This window comes from Orrella dioscoreae (genome assembly GCF_900089455.2).
GTDB lineage: Bacteria > Pseudomonadota > Gammaproteobacteria > Burkholderiales > Burkholderiaceae_B > Orrella > Orrella dioscoreae.
The window spans coordinates 374,543-396,626 of sequence record NZ_LT907988.1 but is presented as its reverse complement, the minus strand read 5'-3'; the positions used below and the strand labels follow the sequence as shown (position 1 = coordinate 396,626).

The 22,084-nt window shown below is 68.5% G+C and carries 19 protein-coding genes; 4 read left to right on the top strand and 15 right to left on the bottom strand.

The window, feature by feature from the left end; all coding sequences use genetic code 11:
• Positions 1–47 precede the first annotated feature (47 nt).
• From ODI_RS01890 to ODI_RS01880, 4 genes are all read right to left on the bottom strand, one after another.
• Positions 48–878: a phytanoyl-CoA dioxygenase family protein gene (locus tag ODI_RS01890; protein WP_067756101.1), complete on the bottom strand. Its 831-nt coding sequence runs from the start codon at positions 876–878 to the stop codon at positions 48–50.
• Between the two features lie 30 nt (positions 879–908).
• A complete protein-coding gene (locus ODI_RS01885) occupies positions 909–2,129 on the bottom strand; it encodes an amino acid ABC transporter substrate-binding protein (protein WP_067756099.1) in 1,221 nt (406 codons plus the stop codon).
• A gap of 80 nt (positions 2,130–2,209) precedes the next feature.
• Entirely contained in the window at positions 2,210–2,518 is a 309-nt protein-coding gene (locus ODI_RS22695) for a twin-arginine translocation signal domain-containing protein (protein ID WP_157929696.1), read from the bottom strand.
• Positions 2,519–2,524: 6 nt separating this feature from the next.
• A complete protein-coding gene (locus tag ODI_RS01880) occupies positions 2,525–3,826 on the bottom strand; it encodes a DUF445 domain-containing protein (RefSeq protein WP_067756096.1) in 1,302 nt (433 codons plus the stop codon).
• Between the two features lie 93 nt (positions 3,827–3,919).
• Between ODI_RS01880 and ODI_RS01875 the strand changes: the two genes are divergently transcribed.
• Positions 3,920–4,381 carry a MarR family winged helix-turn-helix transcriptional regulator gene (locus ODI_RS01875; RefSeq protein WP_408635880.1) on the top strand — a complete coding sequence of 154 codons (462 nt, stop codon included), beginning with the start codon at positions 3,920–3,922 and terminating at the stop codon, positions 4,379–4,381.
• 41 nt (positions 4,382–4,422) lie between these two features.
• Here the strand turns inward: ODI_RS01875 and ODI_RS01870 are convergent, their stop codons facing one another.
• Positions 4,423–5,928 (bottom strand): tripartite tricarboxylate transporter permease, encoded by a 1,506-nt coding sequence (locus ODI_RS01870; protein WP_067756092.1) that lies wholly within the window; start codon positions 5,926–5,928, stop codon positions 4,423–4,425.
• Between the two features lie 204 nt (positions 5,929–6,132).
• Here ODI_RS01870 and ODI_RS01865 point away from each other — a divergent pair, with 204 nt between their 5' ends.
• Entirely contained in the window at positions 6,133–7,275 is a 1,143-nt protein-coding gene (locus ODI_RS01865; RefSeq protein ID WP_067756089.1) for an esterase-like activity of phytase family protein, read from the top strand.
• A gap of 33 nt (positions 7,276–7,308) precedes the next feature.
• Here ODI_RS01865 and ODI_RS01860 read toward each other — a convergent pair whose 3' ends face one another.
• Positions 7,309–7,557, bottom strand: a complete 249-nt coding sequence (locus ODI_RS01860) for a SlyX family protein (RefSeq protein WP_231968168.1) — start codon at positions 7,555–7,557, stop codon at positions 7,309–7,311.
• 197 nt (positions 7,558–7,754) lie between these two features.
• Positions 7,755–9,590, bottom strand: coding sequence for a CocE/NonD family hydrolase (locus ODI_RS01855; protein WP_067756087.1), 1,836 nt, complete (start codon positions 9,588–9,590; stop codon positions 7,755–7,757).
• 215 nt (positions 9,591–9,805) lie between these two features.
• Here ODI_RS01855 and ODI_RS01850 point away from each other — a divergent pair, with 215 nt between their 5' ends.
• Positions 9,806–10,738 carry a LysR substrate-binding domain-containing protein gene (locus ODI_RS01850; protein ID WP_067756084.1) on the top strand — a complete coding sequence of 311 codons (933 nt, stop codon included), beginning with the start codon at positions 9,806–9,808 and terminating at the stop codon, positions 10,736–10,738.
• A gap of 25 nt (positions 10,739–10,763) precedes the next feature.
• On the opposite strand, the gene ODI_RS01845 is transcribed toward ODI_RS01850, so the two are convergent.
• Entirely contained in the window at positions 10,764–11,738 is a 975-nt protein-coding gene (locus ODI_RS01845; protein WP_067756081.1) for a Bug family tripartite tricarboxylate transporter substrate binding protein, read from the bottom strand.
• Between the two features lie 266 nt (positions 11,739–12,004).
• Here ODI_RS01845 and ODI_RS01840 point away from each other — a divergent pair, with 266 nt between their 5' ends.
• Positions 12,005–12,556, top strand: a complete 552-nt coding sequence (locus ODI_RS01840) for a DUF4166 domain-containing protein (RefSeq protein WP_067756078.1) — start codon at positions 12,005–12,007, stop codon at positions 12,554–12,556.
• Positions 12,557–12,575: 19 nt separating this feature from the next.
• On the opposite strand, the gene ODI_RS01835 is transcribed toward ODI_RS01840, so the two are convergent.
• The 7 genes from ODI_RS01835 to ODI_RS01805 all read right to left on the bottom strand — a co-directional run bounded on the left by ODI_RS01835 (position 12,576) and on the right by ODI_RS01805 (position 21,703).
• Complete coding sequence (locus tag ODI_RS01835) at positions 12,576–13,781, bottom strand: ABC transporter substrate-binding protein (protein ID WP_157929695.1); 1,206 nt, start codon at positions 13,779–13,781, stop codon at positions 12,576–12,578.
• Positions 13,762–14,598 carry an ABC transporter ATP-binding protein gene (locus ODI_RS01830; protein ID WP_231968167.1) on the bottom strand — a complete coding sequence of 279 codons (837 nt, stop codon included), beginning with the start codon at positions 14,596–14,598 and terminating at the stop codon, positions 13,762–13,764. The genes ODI_RS01835 and ODI_RS01830 overlap by 20 nt, the downstream gene beginning before the upstream one ends.
• Entirely contained in the window at positions 14,595–15,659 is a 1,065-nt protein-coding gene (locus ODI_RS01825; protein WP_067756068.1) for a FecCD family ABC transporter permease, read from the bottom strand. Before ODI_RS01825 ends, ODI_RS01830 begins: the two co-directional genes overlap by 4 nt.
• Complete coding sequence (locus ODI_RS01820; protein ID WP_067756062.1) at positions 15,659–18,073, bottom strand: TonB-dependent siderophore receptor; 2,415 nt, start codon at positions 18,071–18,073, stop codon at positions 15,659–15,661. Before ODI_RS01820 ends, ODI_RS01825 begins: the two co-directional genes overlap by 1 nt.
• Before the next feature lie 105 nt (positions 18,074–18,178).
• A complete protein-coding gene (locus tag ODI_RS01815; RefSeq protein WP_162292285.1) occupies positions 18,179–19,159 on the bottom strand; it encodes a FecR domain-containing protein in 981 nt (326 codons plus the stop codon).
• A 5-nt stretch (positions 19,160–19,164) separates the two neighbouring features.
• Positions 19,165–19,680 (bottom strand): sigma-70 family RNA polymerase sigma factor, encoded by a 516-nt coding sequence (locus tag ODI_RS01810; RefSeq protein WP_067756056.1) that lies wholly within the window; start codon positions 19,678–19,680, stop codon positions 19,165–19,167.
• A 91-nt stretch (positions 19,681–19,771) separates the two neighbouring features.
• Positions 19,772–21,703, bottom strand: coding sequence for a putative bifunctional diguanylate cyclase/phosphodiesterase (locus ODI_RS01805; RefSeq protein WP_067756053.1), 1,932 nt, complete (start codon positions 21,701–21,703; stop codon positions 19,772–19,774).
• Between the last annotated feature and the right edge of the window lie 381 nt (positions 21,704–22,084).

Genomic DNA, 22,084 nt, shown 5'->3' with positions numbered 1-22,084 from the left:
GGAACTGGCGGGATCGTAGCACCCGCCCGCTCCGCTCCCCGACGCCCTCAGGCCTGCGCCGACATGTCCGCGGCCTGCAATACCTTGCCATCCTTGTAGCTGCCCCAGGCGGAACGGAGCTGCTGCATCGACAACGGATCGAGGTCCATGGTGGGCAGGTCGTCGGCATCCCAATGGCCGTACTCGTCCACACCCCGCACCAGCGTGGCGCGGCCACGCCGTTTGAGCAGGCGCGCATGGGTGGGCACGTAGAAGAACGCGAACCCCATCCGCCGGCCCGTGCTCCGGTTGGGCAACGAGCTGTGCGCCGTGCGCTCGTGGTGCAGCGAAAACTGTCCCGCGCGCAGCGGCATCGACACGGCCCGGCTTTCATCGATGCCGATCAGCGACTGTCCCTTGGCCAGCATGTTGTCCGGCGCGTAGGTTTCCTCATGCTTGAAGTCCGGCCCCCGATGCGAGCCGGGCAGCACGCGCAGGCAGCCGTTCTCCTCCGTCGAGTCCGTCAGGCCGACCCATGCCGTGATTTCGTCGTGCGGATCCAGGCCGAAATAGGCCGAGTCCTGGTGCCAGGAGACGTAGCGCGGATCGCCGCCGTCCTTGGCGAAGATGGAGGCGCCGAAAAGCAGGATGTTGGGGCCGATCAGGTCCTCGACCGCGTCGAGGATGCGAGGATGGCGGCCCAACGCCACCAGGTCGGGCAAGGCCAGGTGCCCCTTGATCTTCAGCGTCTGGTTGGCGTCGTAGCCGCTCTGCTGCTCGTAGGACTCGATGCGGGCGCGCAGCCGCGCGGCCTCCTGTGCGTCGAAGGCATCGAAGGGATAGGCGTAGCCGTGCTGGCGGAAATCATCGATCTGCGCGGGGCTCAGGTGCTTGGGCATGGCAAGTCTCCGGTCGTTCTTTCCGTTGATTCACTTCGCGCTCAGCCGCAACGCGGAGGCCTGCGCGGGGACGGGGAACAGCACGACGGGATTGCCGTCATGGATCTGGATGATGGGCAGTTCGCGATTCATGTTCATGCCGTCCTCGCGGAATTTCACCGGACCATAGAAAGTCATGACGTCCAGCCCCGCCAGCGCATCGCGTACCTTGGCACGGTCCCGCGTGCCCGCGGCCTCCACCGCCTTCTGCAGCACCACCAGCGCCGCGGCCGACGAGGCATGGACGTAGTCCGGATCCTTGCCGGTGCGGTCGCGCACGGCCTGCGCAAAGGCCTGCGTTCCGCCAAACACGTCATCCGAGGAATAGGTCTGCGACGCGTGCCACCACGTCGCGCTGGTCACGTTCTCGGCCAGCGGGCCCAGGCCATCGACGAACTCGGGATAGGCGGGACCCGTCACCATGGTGAGGATGGGCGCATCCACGCCCAGGTCGGCCATCTGCTTGCGCGCCAGGATGAGATCGCTGGTGTAGCCGGTGACGTATATCCAGTCCGGCCTGGCCGCCTTGATCGCGGTAAGCGCCGCGCTGAAGTCCATCGTGCCCACGGGATAGAGCGTGTCGTACACGACCTTCAAGCCGGCCTTCGCCGCCTGCCTGGACATCGTGGTCGCCATCACCTTGGGAAAGACGTCGTCGCGCCCCAGCACGGCGATCGTGCCGGTCCCCGGCCGCTGCGCCGTGAAATACTCGATCATCGTGTCGATCAGCCCCACGGAGGGCGCCAGGGTGCCGAACAGATGCTTGTAGCCCTGGTTGTGCACGGGCTCGCTGGAGGCGACCGCGATCACCGGCACGCCATAGCGCTCGGCGACGCCGGCGACCACCTTGGCATGGCCGGACCCGAAGGGCGCGGTCATGAAATCGACGCGGTCCTGGGTGATCAGGCGCTCGGCCAATTGCTGCGCACGCTTTTCGTCGGACTGGTAGTCATAGGTCACCAGCTCGACCGGCACTTTCGCGCCGCCGATCATGATGCCCCCCTGGGCCTGGATGCGTTCGAGCCAAAGCTGGTAGGCCACCTGCTGCTTCTTGCCTTCCTCGGCCAGCCCGCCGCTCAGTGCCAGGGGCGCCCCGATGCGCAACGGCTTTTCCGCCAGGCTGGGAAGGCTGGCGGTGGCCGCCAGACAGGCCAGCGCCCCGCCCACGACGGCGCGCCACAGACGCCGCGCGCTGGCGGCGGAAAAACCCATGAGGTGATGCATCGCAGTGATCCCTTGAGTGATTCAAGAGGCGCATGAAATCTTGCCCCAGCGGACACGGCGGCAGCCGTTCATGCTTCAACCATGCAAGTTGCGTGCCAGGTATTTCCAGGTCTTCCCTGCGCTGATACGCGGCATCCCCGCCAGGCCTTTATCGGCGCGGGTTTGCGGCAGGTCAAGATAAGTGGTGCACCCCGCTTCATGGCACGGGCGACACGGCTGGCATGCACGTTGGCGGGGCGGAATCCGCACCGTCGTGCAGCATTTGCGTGGCATGCCACGCAGTGGTGAGGCGCGCCGCCTGCAGCGGCGCCCAGCGTGGCGTTCTTCAGAAACGAACGGCGTTGTTTGACGGCATTTTTATCTTCCGGCGAAAGCAAGGCGTGTCACGCCGATGCGGCAAGCACCAGGGCGTGCAGGGCCAGGCCGATCAGGCCGCCCACCAGCGTGCCGTTGTAGCGGATGTACTGCAGGTCGCGGCCCACGCTGAGCTCCAGTTCGTCGACCAGCTTGCGTTCGTCCCAGGCCTTGACCGTGCGCGCGATGTGCGCCGAGGCCTCCTCGCGCAGGTCTTCCGTCAGCGTCTCGGCGTTGGCCATCACATGCGCGTTGATCGCGTCACGCAGGGACGCGTCCTCGCTTACCTTGCGGCCCAGCGCCAGCAATACGTCGTCCAGGTGGCGCGCCAGCACCGAATCTTCGCGCATCAGGTCGCGGCGCAAGGCGTCTTGGATGTCGTCCCACAGACCGCGCACGTATTCCTGCACGTCGGGATGATCCATCAGGCGCTGCTTGATGGCCTCGGCCTGGTGTGCGAGGTCGGGATCGTCGCGCAGGCGCGTGACATAGTCCGCGAACCAGGCTTCGTATTCCTGGCGCAGCGGATGCTCGGGCGCCGACAGCACGTCGCGCAGCTCTTCCAGCAGCGCGCGCGACATCCGGTCGGCCAGCCGATCGGCGATGTCATCCACCGACGACACCAGCTCCACCGCGCCCACCAGGCGCGGCCATTCACGGCTGGCGTGCTTGACCAGCAGGGCCGACACGCGCTGGCGGATTTCCTCCTTGCCCAGGTATTGCGCCATGCGCTCCAGCGCGGCGTCCAGCAGTTCCTGGTGACGGCCGTCGCGCGTCAGCAGGCCAAGCACGTCTCCCGCGGTGGCGGCCGCGTTCCACCGGTGCAGGCGGCCCATGACGAAACCGTGGATGGCGCGGCGCACGGCAACCTCGTCCAGCAATTCCAGCGACTGCAGTGCCGCCTGGCGCGCCCCCTGCGCCAGGCGGCGCGTGTTGTCGGGCACGGCCAGCCATTGCCCCAGGCGTGCGGCTGGGTCGAAGGCCTGGATGCGCGCCATCAAGATGCCGGGCTCCAGGAAGTGGTCACGCACGAAGACGCCCAGCTTGTCGGCCAGGCGATCCTTGTTTGAGGGAATGATGGCGGTGTGCGGCACCGGTATGCCCAGCGGGTGGCGAAACAACGCCACCACGGCGAACCAGTCCGCCAAGGCGCCCACGGTGGCCGCTTCGCAGAAGGCGCGCAGCCAGGCCCAGCCGCCCTGCCCGCCCATGGCATGCGCAAGGATGAGCCCCGCGACCATGAGCGCCAGCAGCGCCGCGGCGCCGATCTTCATGCGGCGCAGTTCGGCGCGGCGCGCGGCAAGGGTCTGGGTACGCGAGGCGTCTGTCATGGCCCGCAGCGTAGCACCGGCGGACGGGCCGACCAAGCACGCGGCCCATGGCGGCATGCAGCCGTACAATGGAACGTCCTCAGGGTACAGACCATGTCCGCGATGCCAGACACCGAACACAGTCCCGTCGTGCCCGCCGTGCCGCAGCGCGTTCCCGGCAAGGCGGACTTCATTGCGCTGTCCAAGCTGCGCTACGAATTACGCAAGTTCCTCGCCTTCAGCGAAGCGGCCGCCGCCGCCAATGGCCTCACGCCGCAGCAGCACCAGGTGCTGCTGGCCATCAAGGGCTCTCCCGACGACGTGCTGACGGTCGGCGAAATCGCCGACCGCATGCTGCTGCGCCATCACAGCGCGGGCGAACTGGTCGGCCGCCTGGAGCGCATGGGCCTGGTCAGCCGCGAGCACGATCCGCGCGACCGGCGCCGCATCAACATCCGCGTCACCGAACTGACCGAAGCCAAGTTGCGGCTGCTGTCAGGCGCGCACCTGGACGAACTCAGCGCCACCGGCCCGCTGCTCAGCACCCTGCTGAAGCACTTCGTGAAACGGGCCTGAGCTCGCATCGCGCGGCGCAAGCCCGACACCGGCCGCGGCACCTACTCCTCTTCGACGAACGCCTCCTGGCGCTTGCGCTTCACCGACGGCAGGGCCACCAACACGACCAGTATCAGCGCCGCGCCCAGTAGCGACGCCGACAGCGGACGCTCGATGAAGGTCATGAATTCCCCGCGCGAGAGCAGCAGCGCCCGGCGGAAGTTCTCTTCCATCATGGGACCCAGCACCAGACCCAACAGCAGCGGCGCGCCTTCGCACTTCAGCTTCGCCCACACATAGCCCACCATCGCGAAGACGGCAGTGATGTAGATGTCGAAGACGTTGTAGTTCAGGGAATAGACGCCAACCGTGCAGAACACCAGGATGGCCGGAAACAGGATGCGGTAGGGCACCTTCAGCAGCTTCACCCACAGGCCCACCAGCGGCAGGTTCAGCACCACCAGCATCAGGTTGCCGATCCACATCGACGCCACCAGGCCCCAGAACAGTTCCGGATGGCTCGTCATGACCTGCGGGCCGGGCTGGATGTTGTGGATGGTCATGGCCCCCACCATCAACGCCATCACGGCGTTCCCCGGTATGCCCAGGGTGAGCAGCGGAATGAAGGAGGTCTGCGCGCCCGCGTTGTTGGCCGACTCCGGCCCCGCCAGGCCGGCGGGATGGCCCTTGCCGAAACGCTCCGGCTCCTTCGATATCTTCTTTTCCAGCGTGTAGGAAGAGAACGACGACAGCGTCGCGCCGCCGCCCGGCAGCAGGCCCAGCATGCAGCCCAGCGCCGTGCCGCGCAGCATGGCGGGCGCCGCCTCCTTCATTTCCTGCCGGTTCGGATACAGCGAGCCAACCTTGTCGGTGATGTCGACGCGGTTCTCTTTCTGCTCGAGGTTGGACATGATCTCGGCCAGGCCGAACACGCCCATGGCGACGATGGCGAAGTCGATACCGTCCTGCAGTTCCGGGATGCCGAAGTCGTAGCGCGCCACGCCCGAGTTCACGTCCGTGCCGACCATGCCCAGCAGCAGGCCGATGAGGATCATCCCGATGGCTTTCAGCAGCGAGCCCGACGCCAGCACCACGGCACCGATCAAGCCCAACGCCATCAAAGAGAAATATTCGGCGGGACCGAACTTGAACGCGATCTCCGCCAGCGGCGGCGCGAACGCCGCGATCAGCAGGGTGGCGAAGCTGCCAGCGAAGAACGAGCCGATCGCCGCCAGCGCCAGCGCCGCACCGGCGCGGCCATTGCGCGCCATCTGGTGCCCATCCAGCACGGTCACCACGGCAGCGGTCTCACCCGGCAGGTTCACCAGGATGGCCGTGGTCGAGCCGCCATACTGCGTGCCGTAATAGATGCCAGCCAGCATAATCAGGCCGGCGATGGGTGGCAGCACATAGGTGATGGGCAGCAGCATGGCGATGGTGGGCACTGGACCCAGGCCAGGCAGCACCCCCACCAGCGTGCCCAGGATGCAGCCCAGCAGGGCATAAAGCAGGTTCTCGGGCGTGAAGGCCACCGAGAAGCCCAGCATGAGGTTGTCTAACAATTCCACGATCGACTCCAGACACGGAGAAAGCAAAGTGAAAGGATCGTATAGCGATACATTTACCCTTAGACACCCGGGATAACCTGCATTGAACACATGGGATTTATCAGATTCCGCTCGCGCGACTCATATATCGTGTCACCACTCTATTTCCGGAAATTCTGTCGAACTGCTTTCATTGCCTGCTGGCTGGCCGTGGCGCCACAGGCCGTGCTCGCGCAAGCGCCCTCCCCGACGCCCGCGCTGCCCGGCCTGCGCCTGCTGGGCAGCGCCACGCTGCCCGCCGGCCTGATGGTCGACGGCACGCGCGTGGGCGGCCTGTCCGGCCTGGACTACGACCCGGCCACGCGGAAATGGCTGCTGGTCAGCGATGACCGCTCCCAGCACGCCCCGGCACGGGTCTACACCGCCACGCTGGACCTGGACGCCGATGGCCTGCACGGCGTGACCTTCACCGGCATGCGCGTGCTGCGGCAGGCGGACGGCACGCCCTATCCCGACCCGTGGCGCTACTTGTGGGCGGGTGGCGACGTGCCGGACTGGGAAGCGGTGCGATGGGACCCGTTGGCGCCCGGCTTCTGGCTGGCTGGCGAAGGCGACCGGGCGCTGGGCCTGCCGCCCGGCATCGTCCGCATGAGTCCCGCCGGCCAGCTGCAGGCGCAACTGCCCACGCTGCCGGGCTTCGGTGTCCACCGCCTGCGCATCCAGGGGCCACGCCGCAACCTGGCCTTCGAGGGGCTGACCTTCACGCCGGACGGGCAATCGCTGTGGGTGGGCATGGAGGGGCCGCTGGCGCAGGACGGGCCGGCGCCCACGCCCGATGAAGGCGGCTGGGCGCGGTTCACGCGCATCGACCGAGAAGGCGGGATGCTGGCCCAGGTGGCGTATCCGGTGGACCCGATTCCGGCGCGTCCCGCGCACGGACGCCACGCGGACAACGGCGTGTCGGAGATCCTGGCCCTGGATGCCACCCGGCTGCTGGTGCTGGAACGCGCGGCGGTGCAACCGGCAGACGGCCCCATGCGCAACTTCCTCCGGCTTTACCTGGCGGACCTGTCCACGGGCAGCGACGTGCGTGGCCAGGAACGGTTGCGGCCCGGCGCCTTCACGCCGGTGACGAAGCAACTGGTGCTGGACCTGACGACGCTGGACACGCGCCTGGACAACCTGGAAGGCATGGCCTGGGGCCCGCGCCTGCCCAACGGCAACGCCACGCTGGTGATGGTGTCCGACGACAACTTCAATGCATCCCAGGTCACGCTGTTCCTGGCGTTCGAAGTCCGAGAGGAAAGCCGCAACGAGCCGGGACGCAGCGGAGCCGGCTCCGCCGGTCCGCCAGCATCGCCCCCTTGAAGGGGCGCGCGCGCCAGCGCCTCGGGGGTGGGCCTAGTAATGCGGAGGCAGTTCGTCGCGCAGGTTGCGCGGCGTACCGGGGCCTTCCTGCCCCTGCCGCCGCAACTCGAACAGTTCCTTGCCCAGCAGCTCGATCTGGCGTTGCTGGCGGAAGATCGTCTGGTTGAGCTGGTCCAGCATGTCGTCGGCCAGCCCGGCCTTGATCTCCAGGTCGAAAAGGCGCTTGGCCAGCGCCTGCAGGTCAGGCAGCGCGTCGGTGTCGGTCATGATGTCGGTCGCCATGGGCAAAGCGGAATTATCGCCCGCGTTCGCGCGTGGCCGCCCAGCACAGCAGGGATCCCGCCGTGACCATGCCCACGCCCTGCCAGCGAGAGGCCGCCCTCACCGCCCACCGCCGCTCCTTCGCACCGCCGCTTTTCAAGGCAGCGATCATAACGCCGCGGCAAGCCCTTGCCCGCCGCGGCGCCGCCAGGCCAGCGTCAGGCGGTTTTCCAGGGCAGCAGCACCCGCGAGGCCTGGCCTTCGCCCATCCCCACGCTCAGGCGCGGCGGCCGGCCATGCGGCACTTGCCCGCAGTGGTCCTTGTCGGCCCCCGCGATCGACAGGCGCACCCGGCTGCCGGCGGAGAAACGCCACGCCGTGGGAATGAACGCCAGGCGCACGAATTCCTGCCGCCCCGGCACCAGCGGCGCGGCGTCGTCCTTGCGGCAGGAATGGAAGGGCCAGGTCGTGCGGTAGCTGTCCGGACACGGCGACTCCTTGCGGTGCAGGAGACGCAACAAGCCTTCGCTGACATACCGCTCGGTGCCATCCGCCTCGATCTCGGTCAGGTAGGCGAACAGCGCGCCGTCGCGTTCGCTGCTGGCGACGAACAGTTCCAGCACGGCATGGCCTGCCAGTTCCATCGCCTGCGCCAGCGGCGCGGACGTGAAGCTCAGCATGCGGTCGGTGCGGCCCTGCCAGTCGGGGTAATAGGACGTGCTGTTGATGGCGGCGATGCGCTCATAGCGCGTGCCCTGCCCCGTGCCCAGCGTGAAGTCCACCTGGTAGTCGGCCTGCGTGGCGGCCGCATCGGCCTGGCCCGCCAGCGCCGCGCCGGCGGACAGGTAAAGCGGCGTGTCCTGCGCTTGCGGCAGGGGCGGCCACTGGCTGGCGGCGCGCCACTGTTCCGAATGCAGGGCGTAATAGTGGATCGGCGCCTCCCGGTCCAGGCCCGTGTCGCGACCCAGCAGATAGTGGTCGAAAAAGCGCAGCACTTCACCCAGCCAGGGCGCCTCGGCCATCTCCTGCTTGCGCCACGGCGAGATGTCGATGCGCGCGCCATGGTCCCACGGCCCCAGCATCAGGTGCCGGCGGTTTTCCGACAGGGTCAGGTAGCGCGAGATGGCGCCGTTCATGTAGCCGCCGCCATCCATCCACCCCGATACCGACAGCACGGCCACGTCCTTGGGGATGGAGGCGGCCAGGCTGTAGGGGCTGAAGGAGGCGGAGCTGAAGGTCTCGTCATAGGGCAGCGGATCTTCGCGGAAGCGGAACTCCGGCATGAACTCCGTCTGGCGGAAGTTGCCCAGGTGCTCGTGCACGGCCTGGGCCAGCAGCGCGCCGTCCGGGTCCTCGTCCACGGGCTGGGGGCCCGCGAAACCGGGATTCGCGTAATACACGAAGCGCGACAGCATCTGGCGCTGGTCATGGTCCAGCGCCACCATCAGGTCGTCGTAGCTCTGCGTCAGCGCCTTGAGCTGCAGGCCGCCAGGAAAGTAGTTGTCGGCATAGGTGTCCCACACCGAGAACAAAGGCGCGATGGCCCGCACCGCCGGGTGGCCGGTGCTTGCCAGGAAATCCGAGGCCGCGCCCAGATAGGAAATGCCGGTGGCGCCCACCACGCCATCGGACCAGGGCTGCGCCACGATCCAGTCCACCACCTCCTTGCTGTCGTCACGCTCGCGCGGCGAGCGGAAGCTGTCGCGCGTGCCGAAGCTCGCCCCCGTGCCACGCACGTCGATCACCACGACGGCATAGCCACGCGGCACCAGGTAGTCGCGCAACTTGGCGGTGTTGGGCGCGCACTCGCCAGTCGCGCCGGGCGCCATCCTGAAACGGCGGTAGTACGGCGTGAACAGCGTGATGGTGGGAAACGCGGCAGGCGCTGCCTGGTCCGCCAGCGGCACCGGCACGTAGACATCGATGGCCAGGCGGCAGCCATCGCGCATCGCCAGGTAGCGCGATGCCGGCGCCGGCACGCGATGGGTGGCGGGACGCGAGGCTTCGTACTGTTGCGGCGTGACGCGCCAGGCGGTCGGGTTATCGGAAGACATGAGCACATCCAGGAAGGGAAGACAGGAAAGGGCGCGCACGCATCGGAAGCCGATGCGATACGCCGGAAAGACGAAAGAAGGCGTCGAGGCATATGCCAAAACGATTGCGCCACGCACACGGCGCAAGCCTTGCTAGACTTAGGCGCGGGGGCGAGCATGTCCCCGCGCTGGCCGCTCCATGCCGGGCACGCCAGGCTGCCCTATCGGAACGACCCATGGATTTACGCCAGCTGAAATACTTCACCCGGATCGTGGAACTGGAGAGCATCACCGCGGCCGCCGAATCGCTGCACGTGGCCCAGCCCTCGCTCAGCCAGCACGTGGCCAAGCTGGAGAACGAATTCAACGCGCAACTGCTGGTGCGCGGCCCGGCCGGCGTGCGCCCCACCGAGACCGGCAGGCTGCTGTACAGCCACGCGAAGCAGGTCCTGCGCCAGGTGGATGCGGCAAGGGCGGCGGTCGAACATGGCCGCGACACGCCGTCGGGCCACGTGAGCTTCGGACTGTCCACCAGCGCCTCGCGCGTGGTCGCCGTGCCACTCTTCGACGCGGTCCGGCAGGCATACCCGGAAGTCATGCTGGAGCTGATCGAAGGCAGCAACGCCGACCTGGCGGAATCGGTCGTGCGGCAGCGGCTGGACCTGGCGCTGGCCATGGACGTGGGGCAGCGTCCCGACCATATGCAAGCCACGCCGGTCCTGGACGAACAGCTGCTGCTGGTGGGCCTGCCGCTGCCCGACGGCGCGCGCGCCGTCAGCCTGGCGGGCGTCGCGGCGCTGCCGCTGGTGCTGCCCAGCTTCCCGAACTCGATCCGCGTCCTGTCCGAGCGCGCCTTCAGCGACGCCGGCCTGGCGTTCAACCTGATCGCCGAGACCAGCGCGGTGTCGGTGCTGCTGGCACTGGTGCGGGCCGGCCGCGGCTGGACCATCCTGCCTGCCTCGGCGCTGGGCGACCCGGACGCCAAGGGACAGGACCTCGTGGGCATTCCCATTTCGGACCACGTGTTCACGCGGCGGGCATCGCTGTGCCTGTCCGCCTCGGCCCAGCAGAGCCTGGCCTGCAAGGCGGTGCGCGAACTGGCCCGGGCGCTGATCAGGGACATGATCGACGATGGACGCTGGCAGGGCGTGACGCGCCTGGACGGTTGAACACGGCCCGGGCGCGCCTGGCGCCTTACTCCACCTGCACGCCCACGCGGCGCACGAACTCGCCCCAGAAGGCGGAATCTTCGCCCGCGCGCTTGCGGATCTCGTCGGCGGTGCCGGCAAAGGGCAGGAAGTACAGGGCCTTCAGGCGCGCCTGGATGCCGGCGTCGTTCACGGCGGCCTGCGTCGCGGCGTTCAGCCGCGCCACGACCTGGGGGTCCAGGCCGGCGGGGCCGACGATGGCAAACCAGCCGGGCATGGTGGGCGCCTTCAGGCCCAGCTCCTTCAGCGTCGGCACGTCAGGCACCTCCGCGATGCGCTGCTCGCCCAGCACGGCCAGGGGCACGACGTTGCCCGCCGTCACCTGCGGCAGGGCCGCGCCCAGCACGCTGGTCATGAGATCGATCTGGCCGGCCAGGACGGCGTTCAAGGCAGGGCCGGACCCCTTGTAGGGCACGTGCATGAGTTTGATGCCCGCGGCGTCGGCGACCATCTCGGTGGAAAGGTGCGTCGAATTGCCGGCGCCCGCGCTGCCATAGGTCAGCGTATTGGGCTTGGCACGGGCGCGCTCGATGAGCGCCTGCATCGACGTGATGCCGCTTGCCTTGCTGGCCACCACGATGAAAGGCGTGTCGATCACCGGCGCGACATACGAGAAATCCTTCTCGGCGTCGTAGGGCAGGTTCTGGTACAGGTGCGGATTGAAGCTGATCTGCGAGACGCCGGCCAGCATCAGGGTATAGCCGTCGGGCGCCGACTTGGCCACGAAGGATGCCGCGATCACGCCATTGGCGCCCGGACGGTTTTCCACCACCACGGGCTGGCCCAGCGAGGCGCCCAGCTTGTCGCTGATGAGACGGGCGACCACGTCGCCGCCCGAGCCCGCGGACTGCGGCACGATCAGGCGGACGGGATGGCTGGGAAAGGCTTGCTGCGCCTGCGCGGGCGTGGCAAGCAACGAGATGGCGGCGCACAGCGCGCCCAGGATGTGGCGTGTGGACATGGCATTCCCCTTGCTTGGCGGTTTGAGCCGCCTTGTGTCACTCCGGCCTGGCCGGGTGTGCCCGGTACCGCCCGGGCTTGCGAGCATCTTAGGAACGCCGCCCGCCCCCGACAAATACGGCTTGCCTATGCGCGCATAGGAAAAAACGTTGGCTCCCGCAGCATCGCGGCGCCCGGCGAATGGCCAGTGAAAACAATTTCATGGCCGCGAAATGTGCCACGGGCTGACAAGGACGTTTAATATTTCAGCCGCAACTGAAAGCAGCCATGACTCCACGCGCGTCCCTCTACGAACAGCTCCTGGGCCCCCGCTACGCCCTCCTGCCCGCCGCCGTCCGTCGCTTCCACTCCCTGCAAGGCCAGCACACCCTGGGCGGCCATATCGTGGTCGACGGCGCGGAATCCGCCATCGGCCGCCTGCTCATGCGCGCCATGGGTTTCCCGCCCACCAGCATGGCCCGTCCGCTGCGCTTCGAGCTGGACGCCACGCCCGACAGGGAAATCTGGACACGCCACATGCTGGCGCGCCACACCGTCACCACCCTGGTCCTGCGCGACAATCACCTGGTGGAGTCCTTCGGTCCGCTGCGCCTGCGCTATGAGGTCGAGGCGGACGCCACCGGCCTGCGCATGCGCGCGGGGCGCGCCAGTCTCCTGGGCATCCCCCTGCCCGGCTTCCTGACCCCGCGCATCGAGACCAGCGAGCGCGAGGCCGATGGCCGCTATGCCTTCGACATCCGCGCCAACTGGCCCGGCACGCGGCGCCTGATCGCCTATCGCGGCACCGTGGACCTGGACCGCCCGCCCGTCCAGCGCTGAGCAATCCAGGCGCGAACGTTCAGCCTGCCGCGTCCTTTTCGCAATCGCGTCCATCGCCGAAACCCCGGCTCAGGTGGAACAGGAAAGGGGCATCCGGAATCTGCGTGTAGCGCCGAATGATCTCCCGGTAGGTTCCCGCCGGATCCAGGTGCCCCAGCGTGGCCGGATACATCATCCGCCCCAGGTACTCCAGCGCGGCGATGTTGTAGGCGCTGGTGTAGAACTGGTGATACAACCCCTGGGCGCAATCCGCCGGCGTGCGCGCGACCAGCCTGAAGGCCGGCCGCGCCATCAGGTCGGCCATGACCGCAGCGGCCGCCTCGCGGGTCGCGCCATAACCGAAAGGGATGACGCGCGCGCCGCGCCGCACGCGCGCCGTGCCCGTCATCACGTAGTGATCGGGCCGGTCACGGATGAGGCGTTCCAGCGCGATGTCGCCCGTGGACCCGCGCAGCAGCGGCGTGGCGTAATTGCTGCCCCCCGCGGCATCGACCATCTGGCCCCAGGACGTGCGCCCCTGCGAATAGCAGCACTGGTCCAGGCCCAGCCGCCCGGCCCGGCTCTCGATGAAGACGCGCGGCGCGGCCATGCCCGCCTCGCGGGGCTGCGTGATGCCCGCCTGCAGCGCCTGCCAGCGGGCCGCGTGGAACGCCAGGTACTCCTCGGCGCGGGCCTGCTGGCCCACCGCCTGCCCCAGGGCCCGGATCGTGCGCGGCGTGTTGCCCAGCGGGTCGATGGACGCGTCCACATAAAGGATTGGAATGTTCAGCGCCGCCAGCACCGCCTGGGCCGGCCCGCGCTCCACGGCCGGCCGCGCGCGCAACTCCAGCACCAGCAGGTCGGGCTTCATGCGCACCAGCCGCTCCAGGTCGGCGTTGCCGCTCGCGTCGAAATGCAGCTCAGGCACCTGCCCACCTTGCGGCCAGCGCTGGCGCATCAGGTTCCAGATGGTCGGGTCGGAATTCCCCAGATTGTTTTCCCAGGCGACCAGCCCCGCGAAAGGGTCTTCGCGATTCAACAGCGCCAGCGCAAGCAGGTGGCCGCCGTTCTGCAGGAAGATGCGGCGGGGCTCGCGCGCCAGGTGGACGTCGCGTCCCGCGACATCGGTCACGGTGACGGGATAGGCGCCAGCGTCGGGCGTCTGCGCAAACGCGCCGGACAGGGCCGACCACCCCAACATGGCCGCCAGCAACGGCGCTCGCCACTCAATGCGAGGGATCGGCATCGATGGCCTCGTCCGCATGCACGCTCAGGTAACCCCGCGCGCAGGTCTCCACACGGGCGCGCACGCCATACGCCCGCGCCAGCGTCTCGGGGGTCAGCGCCGACAGGGGCGTGCCGGCCGCGCAAAGCACGCCTGCCTTCAGCACGACGACCTCGTCGGCCCAGCGCGCGGCCAGGCTCAGGTCGTGCAGCACGACGATCACCAGCCTGCCCTCGCCAGCCAGGGCGCGCAGGGTGCGCATGACCGTTACCTGATGGCGCAGGTCCAGCGCACTGGTGGGTTCGTCCAGCAGCAACACGCCAGGGTCCGGCGCCAGGGCCTGTGCCAGGCTTGCCATCTGCCGCTGGCCCCCCGACAGCCCGTGCAGCGGCGACATCGCCAACGCCGCGATGCCCAGGTGATCCAGCGTATCCATGGCCCGCGCCATCGCGGCGTCACTCGTGATCGGCGCACGGCCCGTACGCAGCCGCAAGATGCTCAACAGGCTGTCCAGCACCGTCATGTCCAGATCGTCCGGCAGCCGCTGCGGCATGTAGCCCACGCGCGCCGCGCGCTCGGCGGGCGGCATCGCGGCCAGCGGCAAGCCATCCAGCGAGATCTCGCCCGTGCACGGCACGATGCCTGCCAGCGTCTTCAGCAAGGTGCTCTTGCCCGCGCCGTTCGGCCCCAGCAAAGCCACCACGCTGCCCGGCCGCAGGTCGGGGAGATCGAGCCCATCGATCACCGGCTTGCGGCGGTAGCCTGCCCGCAACCCGCGCACGCGCAGGCCGCCAGGCGCCGCCACGTCCTGCAAGGCGTGGCTCGGCATCGCGCTCATGATCGGCGCTCCCGGCGCAGGATCAACCCCAGGAACACCGGCACGCCCACCAGCGCGGTGACGATGCCCACGGGCAGCAGCACGCCGGGCACCAGCGTCTTGCTGGCAATGGACGCCAGCGACATCAACAGGGCACCGACCAGGGCGCTGGCCGGCAGGAAATGGCGGTGATCCTCGCCCACCAGCATGCGTGCCACGTGCGGCCCGACCAGCCCCACGAAGCCGATGGCCCCGACGAAGGCCACCGCCGTGGCCGCCAGCAGGCTGACCCGCAGCAAGGCCCCCAGCCGCAGGCGGCCCACGTCCACGCCCAGGGTACGCGCGCGGTCCTCGCCCATGCGCAGCACATTCAGGCGCCAGGCCGACCGCAGCGTGAAAGGCAGCACCAGCAGCAGCACCAGGCCCAGCGCCTGCAGCTTGGGCCAGTTGGACAACGCCAGGCTGCCCATGCTCCAGAACACCAGTTGCTGCAGGTCCTCGGGGTTGGCGATGTACTGCAGCAGCGCCACCAGCGCGTTGAAGGAGAACACCATGGCGATGCCGAACAGCACCATCGTCTGCCGGCCGCCGCGCCCGCCACGCGTGACGGCCTGCAGCAGCAGCACCGAGCCGAAGGCGAAGAGAAAGGCGCTGGCCGCCAGGCTCCAGCCCGCGGGCACGCCGGGAATCTGCAGGCCCAGCACGATGACCAGGGCCGCGCCCAGCGAGGCGGCCGAGGACACGCCCAGCGTGAAGGGGTCGGCCAGCGCGTTGTCCAGGATGGTCTGCATCTCGGCGCCCGCCAGCGACAGCGCGGCGCCCACCAGCACGGCCATCAGCGCGTAGGGCAAGCGCAGCGACCACACGATGACCGCCGTCTCGGCCTCGACACTGCCCGGCGACAGGATCGCCGCCAGGATCTCGCCCGGCGCGAACGCCGCCGCCCCCAGCGAGACGTCCATCGCCACGCTGAACGCCAGTCCCAGCGCAATCAGCGCCAGGCGCAGCCACCGCGCGCGCTGCGCGGCGGCATGCGCCCGCGCGATCCCGGCGCGGGCGCCCTCGGCCACGGCAACCGCCATCAGAACGCGCCGCGCAAGGTCAGCATCGCGCCGCGCGGTTCGCCGTAGTAGGTCTGGCGGAACTCATGGCCCGATATCTTCTTGAAGTAGCGCTTGTCGAACAGGTTGGTGACCGTCAACGTCAGGTCCATGTCGGGACGCAAGGCATAGCCCAGCTGCAGGTCCACCAGGGTGTAGGCCGGCTGCGTCCAGCGCGCGCCGCCGCGTTGCACGTACTGCTCGCTGAGCCAGCGCAGGCCGCCGCCCACCGACACCCGGTCGAGCACGCCATCGGCAAAGCGATATTTCGTCCACAACGAGAAGTTGTGGCGTGGATAGGCCGAGTTGTACGGCAGGCCCACTTCGTTGTCGGCGCCCTCGCGATACCTGGTCGAGGTATAGGCATAGCCGGCGCTCATTTCCCACTGCGGGGTCAGGCGTCCCGACACCTCGGCCTCGACGCCCTGGCTGCGTACCTTGCCCGCAGCCAGCGAGAAGTCCTCGTTGTCCGGGTCCGCGATGGCGCGGTTCACGTCGTCGATGCGGAACACCGCCAGGTGCGTGTTCAGCCGCTGGTCCAGGTATTCGCCCTTGATGCCAAGCTCCACCTGCCGCCCCACGCGCGGCGCAAGGAAGCCGCCGCCCGCCGACTGCTCGGTCTGCGGGCTGAAGATGCGGCTGTAGCTGGCATAGGCCGAATGATGCGCGTCGAGGTCCACGACCAGGCCCGCATAGGGCACGAACTCGGCCTTGATGCGCTGGTCGCTGTCCGGCGCATCCGGGTCGCGGGTGTCCCACCAGGCATAGCGTCCGCCCAGCAGCACGGTCACGGGTTCGACGGGCTTCACCCGGGCCTGGGCATACACGCCGTACTGCGTCACCTGGGTGCGCGGCAACTCGCCCGGCTCGAACAGCGTGGGGGCCACGCCCAGGTCGGGCCGGTCGATGTTCTGGCGGAACGACACGAACGGCGCCTGCACCTGCCCGCCCTGGTATTCCTGGTAGTTCGCGCCCGCCGTGATCTCGTGGCGCAGGCCCCAGGCGTCCACCGGCAACGTCAGGAAGGCGTCCACGCCCTTGTTCTCCTGGCGCGAGCGCTGGCGCGCGGCACGGATCGTGACGTCGTTCGTGACGGGGTCGATGTAGCTGTGCGTCATGTAGCGGTTCAGCCAGGTCCTGCGCACCGAATGGCTGGCATTCAGGCGGAACTTGCCGCCATCGGCCAGGCGATGCTCCAGCTCGGCGAAGTAGCTGAGCGCGTTGTCATCCTTGTTGGCATCCTTCGACCCGAGGTAGGTGGAGCGCGGCACGTCGATGTTGCGGCCGTCCGCGTACTGCGGCAGGCCCACGAACACCAGCGAGCCGCCCTCCTGCCAGGTGCCGCCCACCGACAGCGTGGTCGACGGCGTGAAGTCGTACTCCAGCGTGCCATAGACCGTGCGGCGATCCGAATAGACCCGGTGCAGGTGGCTGCCCGCGCGATCCTCGATCACCACGCCACGCGCGCGCAGGCGGCCATCCTCGGTCAGCGCGCCCGTGCCGTCGATCTCGGCGCGATAGCGGTCCCAGGTGCCCACCGACACCGCGCCCTTGAAGCCGGGCTCGGCCAGCGCGCGCTTGCGCACCAGGTTGATCGTGCCGCTGGGCTCGGCCGCGCCTTCCAGCAGGCCCGTGGGACCGCGCCAGACTTCCACGCGGTCATAGATACCCAGGTCCATCAGGGCGTTGCCCCACATGCCCTGCCCGCCCTTGAACGGCAGGCCGTCGACCAGGTATTCGTTGATGAGGAAGCCGCGCGACTCGATGTTCACGATGCCCGTGCCCGTCGGGCTTGCCTTCACGCCGGTGACGTAGTCCATGGCCTGGCCCAGCGTCGTGACGTTCTGGTCGTCCATGCGCTGGCGGGTCAGCACCGTGATGGATTGCGGCGTCTCGCGCAAGGAGTGCGTGCTCTTGCCCATGGAGACCGCGCGCGCGGTATAGGAACGCGTGCCTTCCGTGACGGTTGGATCGACCAGCGTGGCCGCCACCATCACCGGCGCCAGTTGCGAGGCGCCGCGCACCGGCGCGGGCGCCGGCCTGACGGTGATCGCGCGGCTGGGCGTGGTGACGCTTTCCAGGTCCGTGCCCGCCAACGCGCGGCGCACCGCCTCTTCCGCGTCGAACATTCCCTGCACCGCGCCGGCCTGTCGGCCGGCCACCAGCGCGGGATCGACCGAGATGACCCGCCCGCTGCTCAAGGAAATGCGATTGAGCGTGTCGGCCAGCGGACCGGCAGGCAAGGCATAGACGTGCAAGGCATCCGACTGGCCGGGCGGGATGGACTGGGCCAGGACGGGCGTGGCCAGCGTGCTGGCGGCCAACGCCAGCGCGACGGGCAGGGCAGCGACCGCAAGGGCTGGCGCGCGCGGACGGGACCCGGTGGGGCAGGGCATGGAGGCTCTCCGATTATCGACTCTGCAAGGCTTGTGTCGTCGAGGAGCCGGAACCAGACACGAATTTACAAATATTCACCAAACTGCCGATCGAGGTCGAGTGGCCTACACCCGGCGTTCGATCAGCGTCAGCCAGCCGCCATAGTCGCGCACCCGGATGGGCAGGGTGTCGGCCAGGCCCGCCAGGGAGGCCGCCACGTCATCCAGGGGAAAGCCGCCTTGAACCAGCAGGCGTCCCGCATCGGGCGCCACGCGCAGCACGCCACGGCGATAACGCTGCAATTCGGCCACCACCTCGGCCAGCGGCCGCTGGTTCACCAGCAGATGGCCTTCCAGCCATTCGGCGCCGGTGATGCCCGCGGCGTCGAAGCCGTCGATGCGCGCGGCATCGAAGACCGCTCCTTCCCCTTCGCGCAGGACCCGCCTGGCGCCATGCCGCGTACGGATCTCGACGTCGTGCGACAAGGCCGCGACGCGCGTGCGCTCGGCTTCCTGGCGCACCAGGAAGCGCGTGCCCAGGGCCAGCACGCCGCCTTCCCGCGTCAAGACGACGAAGGGGCGCACCGCGTCCGCCACCACGCTGGCCACGAGTTCGCCCGCTCGCAGGCGGACCTCGCGCCGTTCAGCGGTATAGGCGACGTCGGCGGCCGAGCGGGCGTTCAAGGCCAGGTCGCTGCCGTCCTGCAAGGCGTAATGGCGGCGCTCGGCCGTGCCGGTACGCAGATCGGCGCCCAGCTCGGACAGCGGCAGGTAGCGGTTCGCCACGACGCCGCCCAGGGCCGCGCCCGTGCCCATCGCCACCAGCGACTTCAGCACGACCCGCCGTCGCGGGCGCAGCAGGATGTCGCGCGCCACCTCGCGTGCCGGCCAGGCGGCGCCGTTGCCCGCGGCCAGACAGGCGGGCTGCAGGGCGGCCTGCACGCGCTGCCAGGCCGCCTCGTGATCCGGCTGCGCGCGCCAGGCGTCGAAGGCAAGGCGATCCTCGGCCGTGGCGGCGCCCGAACGCAGCCTCACCATCCAGTCGACCGCGGCCTCGGTCGCGGCCTGGGCGTCCTCCTTGTCGTGCGTCGCCGCGCGTCTTGCCACGCCGCTCATGCCTGGGCCACGGCCACGCAGTGCAGCAGCGCCTGCTTGATGTGGCGCGCCACGGTGCGGGTCGAAACGCCCAGCCTGGCGGCGATCTCGTCATAGCCCATCTCGTCGAACTGGCTATAGAGGAAGGCCCGGCGCACGTCGCGCGGCAAGCCGTCCAGCAGGCGGTCCAGCTGGGCGATCGCCTGGATGGCCATCGCGCGCGCCTCGGCCGACGGGGCGTGATCGGGCGACGCGGTCTCCAGCCACTGCAGATAGGCCCGCTCGATCTCGCGATCGCGATACAGGTGATAGACCAAGCGCTTGGCGATGCGCGTGAGATACGCGCGCGGCTCGCGGATGAGGCTGGGGTCCTCGCGCGACGCCACCACTTGGCAGAAGGTCTCGGATGCGATGTCCTGCGCGTCGCCCTGATGCCGCATGCGGCGCAGCAACAGCGAGACCAGCCAGGAATGATTCTCGGCGTAGAGCCCGTGCAGGACCTGCTGCCGACTGGATTCAACGGAGGGAGGCATGGCGTTGCGAAGATCGGCGTGCAGCGCCGTATTTGAAAATAGTTCTTATTATTACATCAACGTCAGCCGCCCAGCCAGCCCTGCGCCTGGCTCAGGCCGATATCCGCAAGGCCGCCTCGAGACCGAAAGTCTGCGCAAACTGCTGTGCCGGCAATGGCCTGCCGAACAGATAGCCCTGCCCCTCCTCGCAATGCTCGGCCAGCAAGCGCTCGCGTTGCGCATCGGTCTCGATGCCCTCGGCGATGGTGCACAGGTCGAAGCTGTGCGCCACGTCCAGGATCGCCCGGATCACCGTGGCATCGCGTTTCGACTCCAGGATCCCGCTGACGAAGGAGCGGTCGATCTTGATGCGCGTGAGCGGGTGCGTCTTCAGCAGGCTCAGCGACGCATAGCCCGTGCCGAAGTCATCGAAGGAGATGCCCACGCCATGCGCGCGCAGGCGCCGCAGAATCTCGAGCGCCGTATCGTCATTGTTCAGGACGATGTTCTCGGTGATCTCCAGTTCCAGCGCCTCTGGCGGCAGACCGTGGCGCGCCAGCGTCTCCATGACCTCGGTCGCCAGGTCGCCCACGCGGAACTGCACGCCGAAAAGATTCACCCCGATGCGGAAATCATGGGCGCCGCTGCGCCGCCAGAAGGCGGCCTGGCTGCAGGCCTCGTCCAGCACCCATGACCCCACGGTGGCCGCCAGGGGCCCGCCCTCCAGCGAAGGCAGGAAAACCCCCGGCGCCAGCAAGCCCAATTGCGGATGCCGCCAGCGCAGCAAGGCTTCGGCGCCCGTCAGTTCACCGCTCGCCAGCTTGATCTGCGGCTGGTAGAAAAGCAGGAATTCACCATTGGCGACCGCCCGGTGCAACTCCATGCCATACAGGCGCCGGGCCACGGCCTCCAGCCTCAGGTTGGGCACGAAGACGAAGATCCGGCCCCGGCCGACGGCCTTCGCCTTCACCAGCGCCAGGTCGGCATTGCCCACCAGCTCGAGCGCCTCGTGGGCATGCAGCGGCGCCAGTGCCACGCCGCAGCTGGCGGTCAGCCGCAACTCCTGCCCCTGCACGGAAATCGGTTCGGCAACGCGCGCCAGTACCGCCTGCGCCAACTCGGTCGCCTGCTTGAGGTCCATGACGTTGGGCTGCAGGATGGCGAACTCGTCCCCGCCCAGGCGCGCGACCGTGTCGCAAAGCCCCACGGTGCGCGCCAGCCGGGCGGCCAGTTCGCGCAGGATCACGTCGCCCACCGCGTGGCCCATCGTGTCGTTGATGTCCTTGAAACCGTCCAGGTCCACCATGAGGATGGCCGCTGACGAGGGGTGCGACAGCACCTCCTCCACGCGCCGATAGAAGATGCCGCGGTTGGCCAGGCCCGTCAACGGATCGAAGCTGGAGAGCTTGCGCAGGTCGTCGTTCTCGCGCTTGCGCGCCATGTCGGAATCGGCCTGTTGCGCGGCAGCGGCGGCAAGCGCCGCATTGGCGCGCTCCTGCTGGGCACGCGCCTGGGCCTCCTCGCGGGCATGCTCGGCGCAGACCTCGACCCGGCGCAACTCCAGCCGATCCCCCGCCATGCGGGCCAGCTCGCGCAAGCGGTCCTTGTCTTCCTCGCCGAAGTCACCATGCGGCTCGGTGTCGATGATGCACAGTGCGCCCAGCGGATGGCCTTCGGGCGAATGCAGGGGCACCCCGGCATAGAACCGGATGTTCGCTTCCCCGGACACCAGCGGATTGTCGTGAAAACGGTCATCCAGCCGCGCATCGGGCACGACCATGACATCGCCCTGGGTGATCGCGTGGGCGCAGAAGGACACGTCGCGCCGCATGTCCGTCACGCCCACGCCGACGCCGACGCTGGCGGCGAAGAACACATGGTCGCTGCCGATCATGTTGATGGCCGACACCGGCATGTTGAACATGCGCGATGCGATACGTACGACCGGGTCCAGGCTGGGCAGCGAATGCTGCGGATCCAGCCCATACTCCGAAAGCGCATGCAGCCTCTCGGATTCGTTCGGCAAAGGTGAGGGGCATTTCATCGAAAGCCTCCTGTCTGACTCTCCCTGTGCTGCGCCGTACTCGATTCCCGGCGACACGCGGGCGAAACGCACAACGCCCACCTCCTGCCTTGCCGCCATCGCTGCACGCGCCGCGGGAGGTGCCGTTGGAACTTTGTTTGTCGTGCGCCACGAAACATCGCCCTCTTTCCCAAGGCGATTGGAACAGGCAGCCAGGTATCGAAGTGTGACCAGCCCAAGGAAAAAAGCCAGTCACAGCTGTAACTAGCTGTTCCAGCCTCCGAATTTAGCGCACGTTCTCGCGGTTTTCCAGCGCTTGGAATGCGTCGCCGGGCGATATGCTTGCGCCCGACGTGGCGGTCATCGTGTCCGCCCCGAGCCGAGACCCCCAATACCAACAAC

Bases quoted from the DNA above. Each gene is read 5' to 3' on its own strand.
- ODI_RS01845 (WP_067756081.1), bottom strand. From the start codon at position 11,738: ATGTCCACACGCCACATCCTGGGCGCGCTGTGCGCCGCCATCTCGTTG.
- ODI_RS01810 (WP_067756056.1), bottom strand. From the start codon at position 19,680: ATGCCTCCCTCCGTTGAATCCAGTCGGCAGCAGGTCCTGCACGGGCTC.
- ODI_RS01850 (WP_067756084.1), top strand. From the start codon at position 9,806: ATGGATTTACGCCAGCTGAAATACTTCACCCGGATCGTGGAACTGGAG.
- ODI_RS01860 (WP_231968168.1), bottom strand. From the start codon at position 7,557: ATGGCGACCGACATCATGACCGACACCGACGCGCTGCCTGACCTGCAG.
- ODI_RS01825 (WP_067756068.1), bottom strand. From the start codon at position 15,659: ATGGCGGTTGCCGTGGCCGAGGGCGCCCGCGCCGGGATCGCGCGGGCG.
- ODI_RS01875 (WP_408635880.1), top strand. From the start codon at position 3,920: ATGTCCGCGATGCCAGACACCGAACACAGTCCCGTCGTGCCCGCCGTG.
- ODI_RS01830 (WP_231968167.1), bottom strand. From the start codon at position 14,598: ATGAGCGCGATGCCGAGCCACGCCTTGCAGGACGTGGCGGCGCCTGGC.
- ODI_RS01805 (WP_067756053.1), bottom strand. From the start codon at position 21,703: ATGAAATGCCCCTCACCTTTGCCGAACGAATCCGAGAGGCTGCATGCG.
- ODI_RS01880 (WP_067756096.1), bottom strand. From the start codon at position 3,826: ATGACAGACGCCTCGCGTACCCAGACCCTTGCCGCGCGCCGCGCCGAA.
- ODI_RS01885 (WP_067756099.1), bottom strand. From the start codon at position 2,129: ATGGGTTTTTCCGCCGCCAGCGCGCGGCGTCTGTGGCGCGCCGTCGTG.
- ODI_RS01835 (WP_157929695.1), bottom strand. From the start codon at position 13,781: ATGCCGATCCCTCGCATTGAGTGGCGAGCGCCGTTGCTGGCGGCCATG.
- ODI_RS01840 (WP_067756078.1), top strand. From the start codon at position 12,005: ATGACTCCACGCGCGTCCCTCTACGAACAGCTCCTGGGCCCCCGCTAC.
- ODI_RS01820 (WP_067756062.1), bottom strand. From the start codon at position 18,073: ATGCCCTGCCCCACCGGGTCCCGTCCGCGCGCGCCAGCCCTTGCGGTC.
- ODI_RS01855 (WP_067756087.1), bottom strand. From the start codon at position 9,590: ATGTCTTCCGATAACCCGACCGCCTGGCGCGTCACGCCGCAACAGTAC.
- ODI_RS01890 (WP_067756101.1), bottom strand. From the start codon at position 878: ATGCCCAAGCACCTGAGCCCCGCGCAGATCGATGATTTCCGCCAGCAC.